This window comes from Bacteroides cellulosilyticus DSM 14838 (genome assembly GCF_000158035.1).
Taxonomy (GTDB): Bacteria; Bacteroidota; Bacteroidia; order Bacteroidales; family Bacteroidaceae; genus Bacteroides; species Bacteroides cellulosilyticus.
Genome location: NZ_EQ973495.1, coordinates 385417 through 400294, shown reverse-complemented (window position 1 = coordinate 400294; position 14878 = coordinate 385417). Strand labels below are relative to the sequence as shown.

Genomic DNA, 14878 nt, shown 5'->3' with positions numbered 1-14878 from the left:
GGTGATGTAATATTGTTGAATGAGAATGAATATCCTGTTGGTGACAAGGGAGAGACGATTAAGGTAGAGTTACGTAGCAATTGTGAGTATGGTATAACTATGCCGGATGTGAGTTGGATTAAAGAGGCCACAATGAGTCGGGGAATGTCCAGTCACACCATTTATTATACAATCAGTCCCAATGATGCGAATGAGAGTCGCCGCGCCAAAATTATTTTCTATAATAAAGATAATACTGCGATTGCTGACACACTGACTGTGATACAAGCACAGAAAGATGCAGTAGTGATTGATAATAAGAATATCGAACTGAAGACTTCTAATGATACAATTATGGGTATAGACGTAAATGCCAATGTCGATGTAGAAATACATCCGGCGGATACCTGCCAGTGGATTACAGAAAGTACCGCGGCTCGTGGATTGCAACTTCGCAAAATCTATCTGAAAGCTGCCAAGAATGACGGGTTTGCTCCCCGTCGAGGAAGGGTGTTGATAAAGAGTAAGAATGGCCAGGAATGTGATACCTTGAAAATCTGGCAAGCAGGAAAACCTACAGCCGTGAAGTTAGAACAGACAAGCTTGGATATACCTATGGCAGGTGGAACCTATCGTATCAAAGTAGATGCTAATGTACCGGTGAAGATGACGGAGTGGAATCTCTTGTGGCCGGAAGATAAGAAGGAGGATCCTATTTATGGTATGCATGAAGAAACTATTTTCAAGAAGGCTTTGTTTATGTATGAAAACAAACCTCAGATTCCTTATCAGGCAACTTTGTCTAACGATGGACAATATCTGGAAATAAAGGTGGAGCCAGCAGTTAGTGCGGAAGCAAGTTCCGCTACGATTACTATTTATGGAGCGCATGAGAACAAGGAAGCGAAGCTGACAATCAAGCAAGAAACTGATCCGACAAAGGTAGTACGTTTGTGCCTGACCCAATACGGTGAACAAGAATTTGTGAGATTTTTTGAGGGATTCTATCTGGTTTTGCAACAAATGTATACGCAAGAAGAACTCTATTCCCGACAGTCGGAAAAGGAAGAAGGCTATGAGTGGCGTTTTGATTTTATAAATCATACTTTGAATGCAAATAACGGAGAAGTAAGATCTGCATGGAGCTCTTTTTATAATTCTGTAAATATGATTCTATTTATAAAGGATCAGATACCACGTTCATCCGAGGAAGAGTTGGCTTCTTCGGATAGTACGACTGTAATGAAATTGCTGGACATGCAACGTTTTATCTTGTTTTATGAGAAGGTTAATTTGTGGGGAAAAGCAGTGTGCTTGTCTGAGTTCCCATCAGATATAATAACAAGTATGCCCGCTATTTCACAAGCTGAAGTGCTAAAGCTTTTTGTAGAGCCATTACTGTTCTTACGTGAACGCCTGCCGGGAGAGATAAGTGGACAATCGGCGATAAATGATTGTTTCTTTCCTTCCCGTGACTTTCCCGCTTTGTTATTGGCCCGTATATATATGGAACAGGGAAAATTTGCTGAGGCTAAATCTATGTTGACTGGAATTGTAAACAGTGGTAGATATCAATTAGGAGATTTAATCTATCAATTCCCTGTTTCCGATATGTATAGCGATATTCAGCTTATTTGCTTCAGTTATACGGAGGTAGTGCTTAATCTGGCTGAATGTGAATCTCGTTTAGGGAATTCTGCGCAGGCTGAGAATTATTTGAATCAGGTGATGACAGCCAATATAGGATCTCCGGCTTATTCTTCAAATGTATCGCTGTCTTCTTCAGCTTTTACCACTCGTACTTCTGATGAGTTCATTAATCGTTTGGCTAATGTATGGCAATCAGAATTAAGAGGGACAGGTACTTATTTTGCTTTCCTAAAGCGTAATAATATTGCAGTGAGTACTTTGAATATACCGATTTGGAGACAGGTGTTTCCTGTTCCCATGCGCGAGATTCTTGTGAATCCAAGTATGTCGCAAAACGAAGGATATTAGAAGTGTAATATATTATTTCGCGCCACTTTATCCGGTTATAAAACAGATGAAGTGGCGCGAAAGATAATAGGTAACTTGTTATAACTTTTAGTGTTAAAAGTTCAGCCACATCTTGAAAGAGGATACTTTTTCTTCGCTGACAGTAATCTTATCCTTATGAATCGGTTTTACGTGAAGTATTATTCTTCCATTAAAATAAGGTGCAGCATGCACAATGGCATCAATACAAACTATTACCTGGCGATTGGCGCGGAAAAAACGTCTGGGATCCAATTGCTCTTCAAGTCGGGTGAGAGACAGGTCTATAATATGCTCCTGTCCGCTTTTTGTGACGGCAAAGGTGATTTTATTTTCTGAATAGAAATAGGCAATGTCACTGACTTGCAAAGCCCAGAATTTATCCACTCCGGCAATAAGAAAGCGGGTGCGGTAGCTTTTTTCCTGTTTTTGCAGGCTCTGAATTAAATCTCCTATGTAATTTTCTTGTTTATAGTCTTTTCCTTTCAGAGTTTCATACTTTACGATAGCATCCAGCAAACGTTTCTCATCTACCGGTTTAAGTATATAGTCTATGCTGTTCACGGTGAAGGCGCGAATGGCATATTGATCATAGGCTGTTGTGAAAATGATCAATGAAGAAGGTTGTGCGGCAGATAGGAAGTCAAATGAATTACCGTCCGATAACTGAATATCCAGAAACAGAATATCCGGATGAGAATGTGTCCTGAACCAAACAATGGCTTCTTCCACACTTCCGGGTAGTACGGTAACCTCCCAGTCGGGACGCAGACGTGTGATGATGGAAGATAGGAGACGGGCAGCGGGTACTTCGTCTTCTATAATGGCAGCAGTTAGTTTACTCATAGATTAAGGGAACTTTTACGGTGAATATCTGATTTTCATTATTGATAATAATGTCAGTACCTATCATTAGCTTGCAACGGTTCGATAAATTCTGTAGCCCTACACCTGAAGTGGTATCGCTCTTTTTGGCATGTATCGGATTACTGACAACCAGAAAGTGGTCGACAATTTGTATCGTGATATCCATCGGTTTATTGCTGTTAATTGAATTGTGTTTAATAACATTCTCCACTAATAGTTGCAGGGTTAGCGGGGGAAGCTGATACTCCATAGCTTCGGTTGGTATTGTGATGTTGCAAGCGATGCAGTTGCCTAATCTGACTTCGTGCAGGAAAAGGTAGGATTGAATGAATTCTAATTCTTCGCCTAATGTGATCAGGGTTTTATCTTGCGATTGAAGTACATAGCGATATACATCAGAGAGATTCCGGGTGAAGCGTACGGCATTTGACGGATTATATTCTATCTCAGCTATCAGCGTGTTCAGACTATTAAAAAGAAAGTGGGGGTTCAGCTGATTTTGAAGGGCAGTATATCGGGCCGCATTATTCTCTTTCTGTAGTTGCGCTGCTTTTTGTTGCAGACGGAGGGCATTCTTTATGGAGCGGTTGGCAAGCAATAATCCCAGGATTACAAGCTCCACCAACCACACTACTAATAGAATACGTATTCCCCCTATCTGGAAAGTGAATGGATTTTCCGCTCTGCCCATCAGTTTGGCAGCCACCAACAGACCGTAGTTCAACAGCAGAAACAATAGCATAACACCTATATATACCGCTATGAATTTCCACTTCCAACGTAAATTGTTGGAGTATAGACGGTTCATCCACGAACTTATGCGGAGGGTACAATATCCCAATATATTGAAAGTGGCAACAACAAAAACAAATGCACCGGGAGTGTGGATGGTATTCGTAACCTGCGGAGTAAGGTTGGTATAATTGGCCAGCAACAGGAATGAGAAAATTCCCAATCCTGAAAAGAGTAGGCTGTATAAAAGAGTGTTCCACTTCATAAAGGCAAAGTTACGAATTTCCACTTATCATTTATATTGGTTTAATGCTTTTATTAATGCCGAATACTGTCCTTGTGCGGAAGCTTTGGCTTGTACATGATTTATTTCAGCATTTTGCCGGTAAGTCTGTGCCTCTATTACTTCTACAATGGATATTTCGCCTTCATTATAGCGTTCCATAGCCTGACGTTCATTCTCATGGGCTTTTTCCAGCGATTGCTGACTTAGTTGTACCTGATCCAGTGCCTGTGACAAAGAGAGGCGTGCCGTCTGTATTTCCAGGTTGACTTTATCCTGAATCTGATTCAGATTATCTTTTGCTATACCGATCTTTTGGTTGGAAGCCCGCTTCTCATTTCGTCGTTTTCCCCATTCGAACAGAGGGACACTGACTTTGGCATATACAGCATAGTTAGGGTCCAGGTCGGCACGCAGGTCATAGCCCGGAGAAGAATAACTTCCGTCTACTCCTACGTATAGTTGAGGCTTGTATTTTGAGTCATTCAACTTTAATGAACTTTCCGCCATTTTAATCTGGTCATGCGCTATCTTGATTTCAGGGCGTGGGATCGCAAGTGTCAGTCGTGAACTGTCCGAAGTGTCCACTTGTGGAATGATCGTATCTATAGGTGTAGGCTCTTCCAGAGGTAATCCGATGAGGGAATTGAAGGCCATAAGTCCGGTATCGAAGTTCTTTTGTGCTTGGAGTAACTGAAATTCGGCATCGTTTAATTTTACCTCGGCCATTAGCAAATCCTGGGGATTGACGAGTGAGACCTCCACCCGTTCACGGATTGTTTGAGTCAGCGCAGCTATCGAATTCCGGTAATCTGCGACGATACTCACAATTTCCTGGCGGGCGACGGTATTCCAGTATTGAATATCCGTCTGAAAACAGACTTCGGATAAAAGTTGTTCTTTCTGGTGCGAAGCAAGAGCGTGTTGATGCTGTGCCATGCGGATACTTTCAAGTAAGCGTCCACCTGTATATATAGGTTGTAATAGGGTAAGGGAAGCACCATATTTGGTATCACGTCCTTGTATCTGTAGCGGGTTATCCATACCGGGGAGGTTCAGATTAATCTCTAAGGGATTTCCGGTATACTGAAAGTTTGCATCACCGGAGAGTTTGGGTTTCAGGTCTGCACGGGCGGATTTCTCCAGTTCAATGCTGGCAGCCAGATTTTTCTCCGCCGCTTTCAGGTCGTGGCTATATTCAAGAGCCATCGACCTATACTTCTCCAGCATCGCACTCTGCTGGCCAAAAGCGAACGGATCACACAACGATAGAATAAAAAGGATATATATTTTCTTCATAATCTATTTCTCTTTTACTTTATAAAACAATGAATAGAGTGCCGGAGTGACGAACAGAGTCAGTAGCGTTGCGAATGTCAATCCGAAGATAATAGTAGCCGCCATACCACCGAAGGCCACATCGAACAATAGGGGAACCATACCCAGAATAGTGGTGGTGGCAGCCATCAGTACAGGTCGGGTACGCGACACGGTAGATTCGATAATGGCAGTATAGACCGGTACTTCCGCCCGGCGTTGTACCTGTATCTCATCCAGCAGTACAATTACATTTTTGATAATCATTCCCAGTAATCCCAGCCAACCGGCAATAGGAAAGAAACCGAATTCGAAACCGGTCATCAGCATACCTACGGCGACACCGATAAGAGATAACGGCAATACACATAGGATGATTAGCGGGTCACGGAAGTTACCGAACAGGGCTACAAGTATGACTATTAATGCCAGAAATGCCAATGGGAAGAATTTTGCTATGGCTTGCATGGCTTCGCGCTGATCCTTATATTGGGCATCCCAGAAGAAGGTGTATCCTTCAGGAAGTTGAATGGATTCTATCTCCTGGCGGATTTCACCATGCACTTCTGCCATAGTGTGTCCGGCTTTTACCCCACACATGGCAGCCATGGACAGTTGTCGGTTATAAGTACGCATCTGTGGCCATTCCCAGCTTACTTCAATATCTTCGGTGACTTGTGATAATGGGGCGGAATTCTGCCCGTTCCATACAGAAAAGTCTCCCAGTCCCTGTGCATCTGTGATATCGGTACCTGCAGATTTCAATTGTACAGGGACCTTTTTCTCATTATCACGATAGACTCCCACTGTAAGTCCGTCATTGATGGATTTAACTGACTCCATCATTGCAGACTTTGTTATTCCCAGCGCACTGGCTTTTACCGGATCATAAACCGGTCGGATAATGGGTGTCATGTTACCCCATTCGTTGCGGGCATCCGCTACTTTCGGGTTGCGGCGCATAATCTCGATAGCCATACCTGCCAGTGAATCGAGTACGGCAGGATCGGGACCCAGGAAGCGTGCTTCGATAACAGCTTCCGTTAGCGGACTCAGCTCGAATTTATTCACTTTGATGAGTGGACCCGGGAAAAGCGTACGGATAGAGTCTTGCAGTCTGGTGCGCAACGCTTTGGTTTCTTTGGAGGAACGTGCCTTTACCAATAACTGAGCATAGTTGGGTTGCGGGCCGAAAGATACATTAGACAGATAATATCTGGGTGGTGTACGTCCTACATAAGTTGAAATCATTTCTGTTTCTTCCTGACTGCGGATATAGTCAGCCATTTCTGAGGCCGTGCGGTCGGTTTCAGCGATGTCGGTTCCTTCGGGTAGCCATACATCCAATGTAAAGTAGGGTTTCTCCAGAGCAGGTACAAAGACTTTCGGGATAAACTTGAAACTCCAGGCGGAAACGACAAGCAATATAACCATCAACCCCACTGTGGCATAACGATGGCGAATGACGAAACGTAATGTGCTCCGGAAGCGGTCGTAAGCCTTGCCGGAAAAGAGGGTTCCACTCAATTCCGAGGGGCGCGGGCGGCGTACAAATTCTTGGATGAAGAACGGGGTTTGTGTCAGTGCAAATACCCAGCTGAACATGAGCGATACACCGATGACAATAACCAGAGAGGATAATAATTCTCCGGTGATATGTGGTGAATAGTAGATAGGCAGGAATGTCAGTATCGCTATGACCGTGGCAGCCAACAAGGGGAGGGCAGTCCCGGAACATGCTTTCATGATGGATACCCGTTTCCGCATTCCCCGTTGCATATTTACCAGTGCAGAGTCGGATACTACAATGGCATTATCTACCAACATTCCCATGGCAATAATAATGGCTGCCAGTGACATGCGTTGCAAAGCAATTCCTCCTGCCAGCATCACAATCAGAGTAGCAAATATGGAGAATACAAGTCCGCTACCTATCAGCAAACCATTTTTGAAACCGATGAAGAAAAGCAGGATAGCCACTACGGTAATTACGGAAACTATCAGATTGATGATAAAGCCTTGGTTGGCTATGGCAGACTCATGCCCCTGATCGTAGATAGAGACGAGGCCGAAACCTTCCGGCATATCAGATTTTAGTTCTTCGATGCGTGCTTCGATAGCTTCAGCCATATCTACCACATTACCGGTAGGTACGGTGGAAATGGCAATACCCACAGCCGGTTTTCCGTCTATGCGCATCAAGTTGCTGGCAGGTGTTTGGTAATTTTCGTTGATGTCGGCAATATCTCCCAGTCGGAAGTGTTCCCCACTACGTGAAACGATGGTGAGTTGCCGTATCTCATCCAAAGAATAGAAGTTACCGGTGGATTCGATTCGGATGCGTCCTGTACCTGCTGTGATTCCACCTGCATCCACTACCTTGTTTTGGGCATTGAATGCATTGGCTATGTCCGCTGTCGTAATGCCGCTGCGAGACATAACGGCGGGACTGACCACTACCTCAATTGTAGGTGTTTGCGTTCCATAGATTTCGATACGTGCGACATCCTTTACCTTTAACAATTCATTTTTGATAAGTTTGGCCTGATCTTCCAGTTCCCGGTAACTGCGTCCTTCGCTTGTTAGTCCGTAGAAGACGCCCAACACATCACCGAAGTCATCATTCACAACCGAAGGTCCGGTCCCTGCGGGAAGTTTGCTCTGCGCATCACCTACCTTACGGCGTAGTTTATCCCAAAGTTGCTGCATCTCATCTGCCCGTGTCTCTTTCTTTACATATACAGTGATTTTGGAAAGCCCGGCACGGTTCTCGGTTTTCAGGTAATAAAGTTCGCCCAATGACTGGATGGCTTCTTCCAATACATCTGTCACCTGGCTTTGTACTTCCGAAGGAGATGCGCCGGGGTAAGAAGTCAGCACCAATGCTTGTTTAATGGTGAAAGGGGCATCCTCCAGCTTTCCCATTTTGACGTACGAGAATAGTCCGCCGGCAAGTACCAGTACCAGCAGTAGAATAGTGACAGAGCGGCGTTGCAGAAAATATTTGATTAGTTTCATGATACTTGCTGTTTCATTGGATTTTTACTTTCATTCCGTCTGATAAGAAACGCAGACTGCTTGTAGCCACTATTTCACTGGGTTGCAGTCCGGCAGTGATGCCTGCATTGCCGTGCGGCAGCAGTTTGCTGACACTAACTTTACGTTGGCTGACTATCCCGCTTTCAGGATGTACCGTCCATACATAACTTCCCACTGTGGGGCGATTGCACAAGGCTGTTTGCGGAATACAAACCAAATGTTCGCCGGTGGCGGTACTATCTGATAATTCCGAAGCACTTTCTTCGAAACGTATCTTTCCGGACATACCTGCCAGTAACCGGGCTTCTTTATTGGGCAACAATGCCGTTACCAGATAAGAGAGATTGTTTTGTGTGGTTCCTTTGGATACTTCTGCAATCTGTGCTTCCAGCTCCGTGTCGGGCTGCACATCCAGCGTCAATAGCACGTTCTGCCTTGGTTGAACACGATAGGCTATATCTTGCGTTACATAAGCTTCTATTTTCAGTTGGTCTATATCGATAAATGTCAATACGGGCTGGCTGGCCTTGACATCCTGGAATTTCTCTACGTAGACTTCCCCTACATATCCGTTGAAGGGGGCTACAAGGCGGGTATCTTCCAGTTCATTGACGGCAGTGTCGAAAGCAGCTTTGGCGGAAGTATATTCCGCACGTGCTTTCTCATAAGTACTGGCAGAAAGGTTGTTTTTCTGATAAAGCGCACTGATACGTTCATACTCTGCCTTTGACTGGCGATAGACGGCTTCAGCACGTTCACGCCGGATGCGGTAGTCTCGTGGATCGATTTCTGCAATAATATCTCCGCGGCGGTAATAGTTTCCGGCATAGACATCCAGCCGGTCGATGGGGCCGCTGACGCGGAAGGACAGTTCTGTGGTGCGGAACGGTTGGGTGATAATGGGGAATTCTTTGGCTGTTTCGTTGCTGTAGGTACTCGCTGTAGCAGTCTTTACAATGATAGTTTCTTCTTGTGAAGACGAATTACCACCACAGGCCCCCAACATTAGTCCGAGGCTGAGAATACTGATAAGTTTTACATTTCGGTTCATACTTTTTTTGTTTAATCCGGGGGCGAAAATAATTTGTTCCAGACAGATATACCGGGACTTTTTTACTGAAACCGGAAAAGTAGAAGATGAAGCCGGAAAAAGTTTTATTAAACAACAGCTCCCCTTTATTTGTTATTATTCCCATAAGCAATTAAAATCGGAGAAATATATGACGACATTAGGAGGGTGGATGAATAAAACCCTTATAGGGTGGGGAGTAGACCCTAAATTTGCGAATACATTTGATGAAACTATCATCGCCATATTAATCATTGCCGTAGCTGTAGGGCTGGACTATCTGTTTCAGGCAATATTGGTAGGGGGAATGAAGCATTATACCAATCGTTCACCCCATCGCTGGAATACTTTGCTGATGAAGCGGAAAGTGGTTCCTCATCTGATACATACCTTACCGGGAATTCTGATTTACTTCCTGTTGCCTCATACTTTTGTACACGGAGTAGAACTGTTGGAGTTGTCGCAGAAAGTTTGTGCCGTGTATATAGTGGCTGCTTTAGCTTTTGCGCTGAATGGGCTACTGCTCGTTTTTCTGGATTTTCATAATCAGAAGGACAACAGTAAGAATCATCCGATGAAAGGCTTTGTTCAGGTATTGCAGGTATTGTTATTCTTTGTGGCGGCTATCATTGCCGTATCTATTCTTATAGATAAGTCTCCCGCAACCCTCTTTGCCGGGCTGGGTGCTTCGGCGGCAGTATTAATGTTGGTATTCAAGGATAGTATTCTGGGCTTTGTGGCCGGAGTACAACTTTCTGCCAACGAGATGTTGCGTATCGGCGACTGGATTGCCTTACCCAATGGCTCCGCCAACGGTATTGTGAAAGAGATAACCCTCAACACCGTAAAGATACAGAACTGGGATAATACGATTTCTACCATTCCGCCTTATACCTTGGTGAACGGCTCTTTCCAGAACTGGCGCGGTATGCAGGAGAGTGGTGGCCGGCGTGTGGATAAGAATATCTATCTGGACATGACGACCCTGAAGTTTTGCACTCCCGAAATGTTGGATACCATCCGTAAGGAAGTTCCTTTGATGGCAGACTATCAGCCGGCAGAAGGCGAGGTACCTACCAATGCACAACTCTACCGTATTTACATCGAACGTTATCTTTGCAGCCTTCCTGTCGTGAACCAGGATTTGGACTTGATTATCAGCCAGAAGGAAATGACCACTTATGGAGTTCCCATTCAAGTTTACTTCTTTTCCCGAAACAAGGTATGGAAGGAATACGAACGTATTCAGTCCGATATATTCGATCATTTGCTGGTGATGGTACAGAAGTTTGATTTGAAATTGTATCAGTATTCGGATTAATAAATGAGCCGGAAATCCGCCCATACTGGGAGGTGATCGCTGTAACCACCTTGATACTTCATTCCGTAGTAAGTGCGGAATGGCTGTACACCGCCATACTTTTTATCTTCCGTCAATAGGAACGAAGAATGAAATACATCAGCCTTATCCTCGCCGGTGCAGAAATCCGCATCCGGTTGAAGAAGAGTGCCGGACACGATGATATGATCCAGTAATCCCCATTCACCCTGATATTTGTAACTGCCGAAGTGCTTTCGAATTGCGCTCTTGCGGGCAAGTAAGTGATAGAGTTTTTGTGGTTGCAGGCTGTCACCGTTCTGGGGTGGTGCTTCTGCTGAGAGTATTTTGTTGACGGATGCATTATCGGGATAATCATTGAAGTCTCCCATGATAAGAATTTGCGGATGATACCGATAGGAGCAGATACTGTCTACTGCGGCTTTCAGCTGTTCGGCAGCAAATAGACGATAGGGTTCACTCTCCTTAACACCTCCTGAACGGGATGGAAGATGTACAACAAAGATGTCCAGGGTATCGCTGTTCAGCAACATTCCGCAGACGTGCAGTATATCCCGTGTAGGGCGAAATTTCTTTTTGCCGGATCTGTGAGGTATGGGAATACCCTGATGGGAAATCAACTTGAATTGATCTCTTTGATAAAGCAGTGCCACATCAATTCCGCGCTGGTCGGGTGAGTTGGTCATTACATAGCGGTATCCGGCTTCCCGAAGAACCGAACGTTGGGTCAAGTCGCGCAATACGCTGTCGTTTTCTACTTCGCAAAGGGCTACGAGTGCAGGAGGAGTCCAACCGCCTACGGCCGTAATGACGCGGGCTATGGCATCCAGTTTCTTTTTATATTTCGTATAATTCCAGTGGCGCATCGCATCGGGCAGAAACTCGTAATCATTCTTTAGCGTATCGTGGCGGCAATCGAATAAGTTTTCAACATTATAGCTGACAACGCGAAAAGAGAGAGTATCTTTCTTCGTTTGTCCGTAGAGGGTAAAAAAAGGGAAGAACAGCAAGAAGAGGAGATGCCATTTTAAGGTATAGCAATTATTATTCATCTTTTGAAGCCGATTTTTCATAGCATCCCGCATCCGGTGCTGTATCCTGTAGTCGGGAGTTCCCATTTCTGTCTGTCGGATAAGCGATAGCATCTTCTTGCTTTCCTAAATTGATAGCTTTAGACTTTTCATTGAGGCTAAAGCTGTATTCTTGCGTACGGCTATCCATCAGCAAGAAGTTATCGTCTTTCTCCCAAATCACATTGACTATCTTGTCATTCTCTTCTTTCACTGAGTTGATGAGGCAGTGTGAGAAGTAATAATTAAAAGCTATATCCTCATTCTTGGAGCGTCCTCCGTTGATTTCATCCGTACCCGAACCTGCAATGATACAGTTGCGGAAGATAGCTGATGAAAGCGGATAGGCCATGTCATCCTGTTCATTCCGGACTTGCAATGCCGTTCCTTTCCGTACGTTCCAACTGAAATAATTAGCCAGCGTACAGTGAGTGAATGTATAATCTCCCCCTAACAAACTGACGCAATTCTCTCCCGCATTACTGATTTCGCTGTTTCCTACCACCACCTGGCACGATGTCAACTCCAGTCCATTACCTGATACCTGCCGTATGATGGAAGACTCCAATGTTAGTTTCCTGCGGTCTGTCATCGAAGAGTCACAGCGAATACCGAAACTTCCTCCATGAATGTCTGCATAAACAAGATGATTCTCGTAACTGGTCTTGTAGAATCGTATGCCGCCCCATTGTCCCGGTAATCGGTCGTAAGGAAGATAAGGGAACATACGGTCGGTGCGATCTCCCCGGAAAACGACCGGGGCGGATAGGCTGCCTGCCACTGATAAGCGTCCGTGTACCTGCATTCCAGCCTTGCCGTGGAAATACAGGCGGGTACCTGCCGTCAGCGTTAAGTGCGCATCCGGGGCTACACTGATACTGTCATAAATCAATATCGGCCGTTGGGAGGCTATCAATGTATCTTTCTCGATCACTTTCCCCCGGAAAATAAAAGCATCCTGTGCATATGCCCGTAGCTTAACTTCTTGCCGGATGCCATTCAGTTGAAAGAGAATAGAGTCTTTTATCAACCTGATGTCGGCATTGTCTTGCTGAGGCAGAGTCGCTTCTACAAAAATGTATAGGCTGTCTTCTCCTGCAATTTCTATGTCGGAGAATTGATCTGCCCTAATACCATCCACATTGATACGGAAACCCGATTTGCCGGCATCGGCAAGAATAATGGAAGATATCAGCAATGCCTTCTTATGTGGATTGTAAACTTTCAGTTGGCGGGTGGAAGTGGGAATACCGGTGAGTACGGTGTCCATACGCAGCGTGTCCTGTGAGAACCAAAGTGTATGCTTTGGATCGGACGAATAATCATCCATGTCGTCGCAGGCGGCAAGGGACAACAGGAAAAGTATCGGGAATATATATATAAGGTATAGTGCTTTCGATTTCATACCGTACGTTCTGTAGGTTTTACTAAATAACGGTATTTCTGTCGCTTTATTATATCTTTCGCTTTTATCTTACTACCTTGATGAGACGATGGTATATTGAAAGGAATTACATCTCTATAGGCTATTATGCAAAAGATGCCATCTTTTGCAGCGAAAGGTGGCATCTTATGTTACGAAAGATGGCATCTTTTACATCAAAAGATGCCATCTTTTACATACTCCCCTTTAACCATCCGTATAAGAGGAATAAGGGATGTGAGTTATTTCTTTACGGGAACATTAGCCAGGATATCCAGCAGGTGTTTCCAGAACTTATCTACCGTAGGAATCAGCATTCGCTCATCGGGAGAGTGCACACCCTGCAAAGTAGGACCAAAGGAAATCATATCCAGTGCCGGGTACTTATCGAGGAACAGACCGCATTCCAGTCCGGCATGGATAGCTTTCACCTTGGCATCTACACCGAATAAGCGTTTGTATGACTCGACAGCGATTTCCAGTATTTCAGAATGTGGATTAGGTTTCCAACCCGGATAGCCGTCACCGAAGGTAACTTTGGCACCGCCCATATCGAATACGGTACGTACCATATTGGCTGTATCTTGCTTGGATGAGGCGGTAGAACTGCGTTGGCTGGTTTCGATGCGGATAATGTTGCCCGGCTTCATCTTGATGGATGCAAGGTTTGTAGACGTTTCTACCAGTCCGGGTATGTCCTGGCTCATAGCATACACCCCGTGAGGACAAGCGTAGAGGCTTTGCAGCAGACGCTTCGTAGTATCTTTGTCGATGGCTTTCGTACGGGTATTTTCCGATTCTAAGATGAGTTGCAGCCCCGGATCGACTACGGCATACTCAGCTTGTACTTCAGCCGCAAAAATATTCAGATCGGCACGCAAGTCATGCTTGTAGTCTTCCGGTATAGCGATAACTGCGTGTGCTTCGCGTGCAATGGCGTTGCGCAGATTACCACCGTCTATTTCACACAAGTACATATCATACTTCTGGAAAGTCTGACTCAGGAAACGGTTCAATATCTTATTGGCATTGCCGAGCCCCAAATGGATATCTCCACCGGAGTGTCCGCCTTTCAATCCTTTCACCTGCACCTTGCAGCAGAAGTATCCGGCAGGTACGTCTACCTCTTTATATGTAAACTCTGCAACGGAGTCTATACCTCCTGCGCAGCCGATAAAGAGTTCTCCTTCATCTTCCGAGTCGAGGTTCAACAGAATATCACCGTTCATGAAACCTTCTTTTAGGGCGAAGGCACCTGTCAGTCCGGTTTCTTCGTCTACCGTAAACAGACATTCCAGAGGTCCGTGCTGAATGCTGTCGTCTGCAAGGATAGCCAGTTCTGTAGCTACACCGATACCGTTGTCAGCTCCCAGCGTTGTACCTTTGGCTTTCAGCCATTCCCCTTCAATTACGGTTTCTATCGGGTCGGTGAGGAAGTCGTGCTGCACATCGTTGTTCTTTTCGCACACCATGTCGATGTGAGATTGCAGCACTACGGTCTTACGGTTCTCCATACCCGGTGTAGCGGGCTTTTTGATGAGGACGTTGCCGGCTTCGTCAACCAGTGTTTCCAACTTATGTTTTTCACCGAATGCTTTCAGATAAGCAATCATTTTCTCTTCCTTCTTCGAAGGACGCGGCACTTGGCAGATTTCATCGAAATAATGAAAAACGCCTGCCGGTTTCAGTTCATTCTTTTCCATATTAATTCCTTTATGAATGTTCGTATTTAACCTCTTATTGC

The 14878-nt window shown here is 45.0% G+C and carries 10 protein-coding genes; 2 read left to right on the top strand and 8 right to left on the bottom strand.

The window, feature by feature from the left end; translation table 11 throughout:
• Window positions 1–1977: BACON domain-containing protein (locus BACCELL_RS23825; protein ID WP_007214698.1), on the top strand; the 1977-nt coding region annotated here is incomplete at its 5' end.
• A gap of 93 nt (window positions 1978–2070) precedes the next feature.
• On the opposite strand, the gene BACCELL_RS23820 is transcribed toward BACCELL_RS23825, so the two are convergent.
• The 5 genes from BACCELL_RS23820 to BACCELL_RS23800 are packed head-to-tail and all read right to left on the bottom strand — an operon-like array spanning window position 2071 to window position 9284.
• A complete protein-coding gene (locus tag BACCELL_RS23820) occupies window positions 2071–2841 on the bottom strand; it encodes a LytR/AlgR family response regulator transcription factor (RefSeq protein WP_007214697.1) in 771 nt (256 codons plus the stop codon).
• A complete protein-coding gene (locus BACCELL_RS23815) occupies window positions 2834–3859 on the bottom strand; it encodes a sensor histidine kinase (protein WP_007214696.1) in 1026 nt (341 codons plus the stop codon). The genes BACCELL_RS23820 and BACCELL_RS23815 overlap by 8 nt, the downstream gene beginning before the upstream one ends.
• 27 nt (window positions 3860–3886) lie before the next feature.
• Window positions 3887–5176 carry a TolC family protein gene (locus BACCELL_RS23810; RefSeq protein WP_007214695.1) on the bottom strand — a complete coding sequence of 430 codons (1290 nt, stop codon included), beginning with the start codon at window positions 5174–5176 and terminating at the stop codon, window positions 3887–3889.
• A 3-nt stretch (window positions 5177–5179) separates the two neighbouring features.
• On the bottom strand, window positions 5180–8212 hold the full coding sequence (locus BACCELL_RS23805; protein WP_007214694.1) for an efflux RND transporter permease subunit: 3033 nt from the start codon (window positions 8210–8212) through the stop codon (window positions 5180–5182).
• Between the two features lie 13 nt (window positions 8213–8225).
• On the bottom strand, window positions 8226–9284 hold the full coding sequence (locus BACCELL_RS23800) for an efflux RND transporter periplasmic adaptor subunit (RefSeq protein WP_007214693.1): 1059 nt from the start codon (window positions 9282–9284) through the stop codon (window positions 8226–8228).
• Window positions 9285–9453: 169 nt separating this feature from the next.
• Here BACCELL_RS23800 and BACCELL_RS23795 point away from each other — a divergent pair, with 169 nt between their 5' ends.
• Complete coding sequence (locus BACCELL_RS23795) at window positions 9454–10623, top strand: mechanosensitive ion channel family protein (RefSeq protein ID WP_044154399.1); 1170 nt, start codon at window positions 9454–9456, stop codon at window positions 10621–10623.
• On the opposite strand, the gene BACCELL_RS23790 is transcribed toward BACCELL_RS23795, so the two are convergent.
• The 3 genes from BACCELL_RS23790 to BACCELL_RS23780 all read right to left on the bottom strand — a co-directional run bounded on the left by BACCELL_RS23790 (window position 10620) and on the right by BACCELL_RS23780 (window position 14837).
• On the bottom strand, window positions 10620–11693 hold the full coding sequence (locus BACCELL_RS23790) for an endonuclease/exonuclease/phosphatase family protein (RefSeq protein WP_044154347.1): 1074 nt from the start codon (window positions 11691–11693) through the stop codon (window positions 10620–10622). The genes BACCELL_RS23795 and BACCELL_RS23790 overlap by 4 nt on opposite strands.
• On the bottom strand, window positions 11686–13116 hold the full coding sequence (locus BACCELL_RS23785; RefSeq protein ID WP_007214690.1) for a choice-of-anchor Q domain-containing protein: 1431 nt from the start codon (window positions 13114–13116) through the stop codon (window positions 11686–11688). Before BACCELL_RS23785 ends, BACCELL_RS23790 begins: the two co-directional genes overlap by 8 nt.
• Before the next feature lie 260 nt (window positions 13117–13376).
• A complete protein-coding gene (locus BACCELL_RS23780; RefSeq protein ID WP_007214688.1) occupies window positions 13377–14837 on the bottom strand; it encodes an aminoacyl-histidine dipeptidase in 1461 nt (486 codons plus the stop codon).
• Window positions 14838–14878: the final 41 nt, after the last annotated feature.

Bases quoted from the DNA above. Each gene is read 5' to 3' on its own strand.
- BACCELL_RS23790 (WP_044154347.1), bottom strand. From the start codon at position 11,693: ATGAATAATAATTGCTATACCTTAAAATGGCATCTCCTCTTCTTGCTG.
- BACCELL_RS23815 (WP_007214696.1), bottom strand. From the start codon at position 3,859: ATGAAGTGGAACACTCTTTTATACAGCCTACTCTTTTCAGGATTGGGA.
- BACCELL_RS23810 (WP_007214695.1), bottom strand. From the start codon at position 5,176: ATGAAGAAAATATATATCCTTTTTATTCTATCGTTGTGTGATCCGTTC.
- BACCELL_RS23820 (WP_007214697.1), bottom strand. From the start codon at position 2,841: ATGAGTAAACTAACTGCTGCCATTATAGAAGACGAAGTACCCGCTGCC.
- BACCELL_RS23805 (WP_007214694.1), bottom strand. From the start codon at position 8,212: ATGAAACTAATCAAATATTTTCTGCAACGCCGCTCTGTCACTATTCTA.
- BACCELL_RS23785 (WP_007214690.1), bottom strand. From the start codon at position 13,116: ATGAAATCGAAAGCACTATACCTTATATATATATTCCCGATACTTTTC.
- BACCELL_RS23795 (WP_044154399.1), top strand. From the start codon at position 9,454: ATGACGACATTAGGAGGGTGGATGAATAAAACCCTTATAGGGTGGGGA.
- BACCELL_RS23780 (WP_007214688.1), bottom strand. From the start codon at position 14,837: ATGGAAAAGAATGAACTGAAACCGGCAGGCGTTTTTCATTATTTCGAT.
- BACCELL_RS23800 (WP_007214693.1), bottom strand. From the start codon at position 9,284: ATGAACCGAAATGTAAAACTTATCAGTATTCTCAGCCTCGGACTAATG.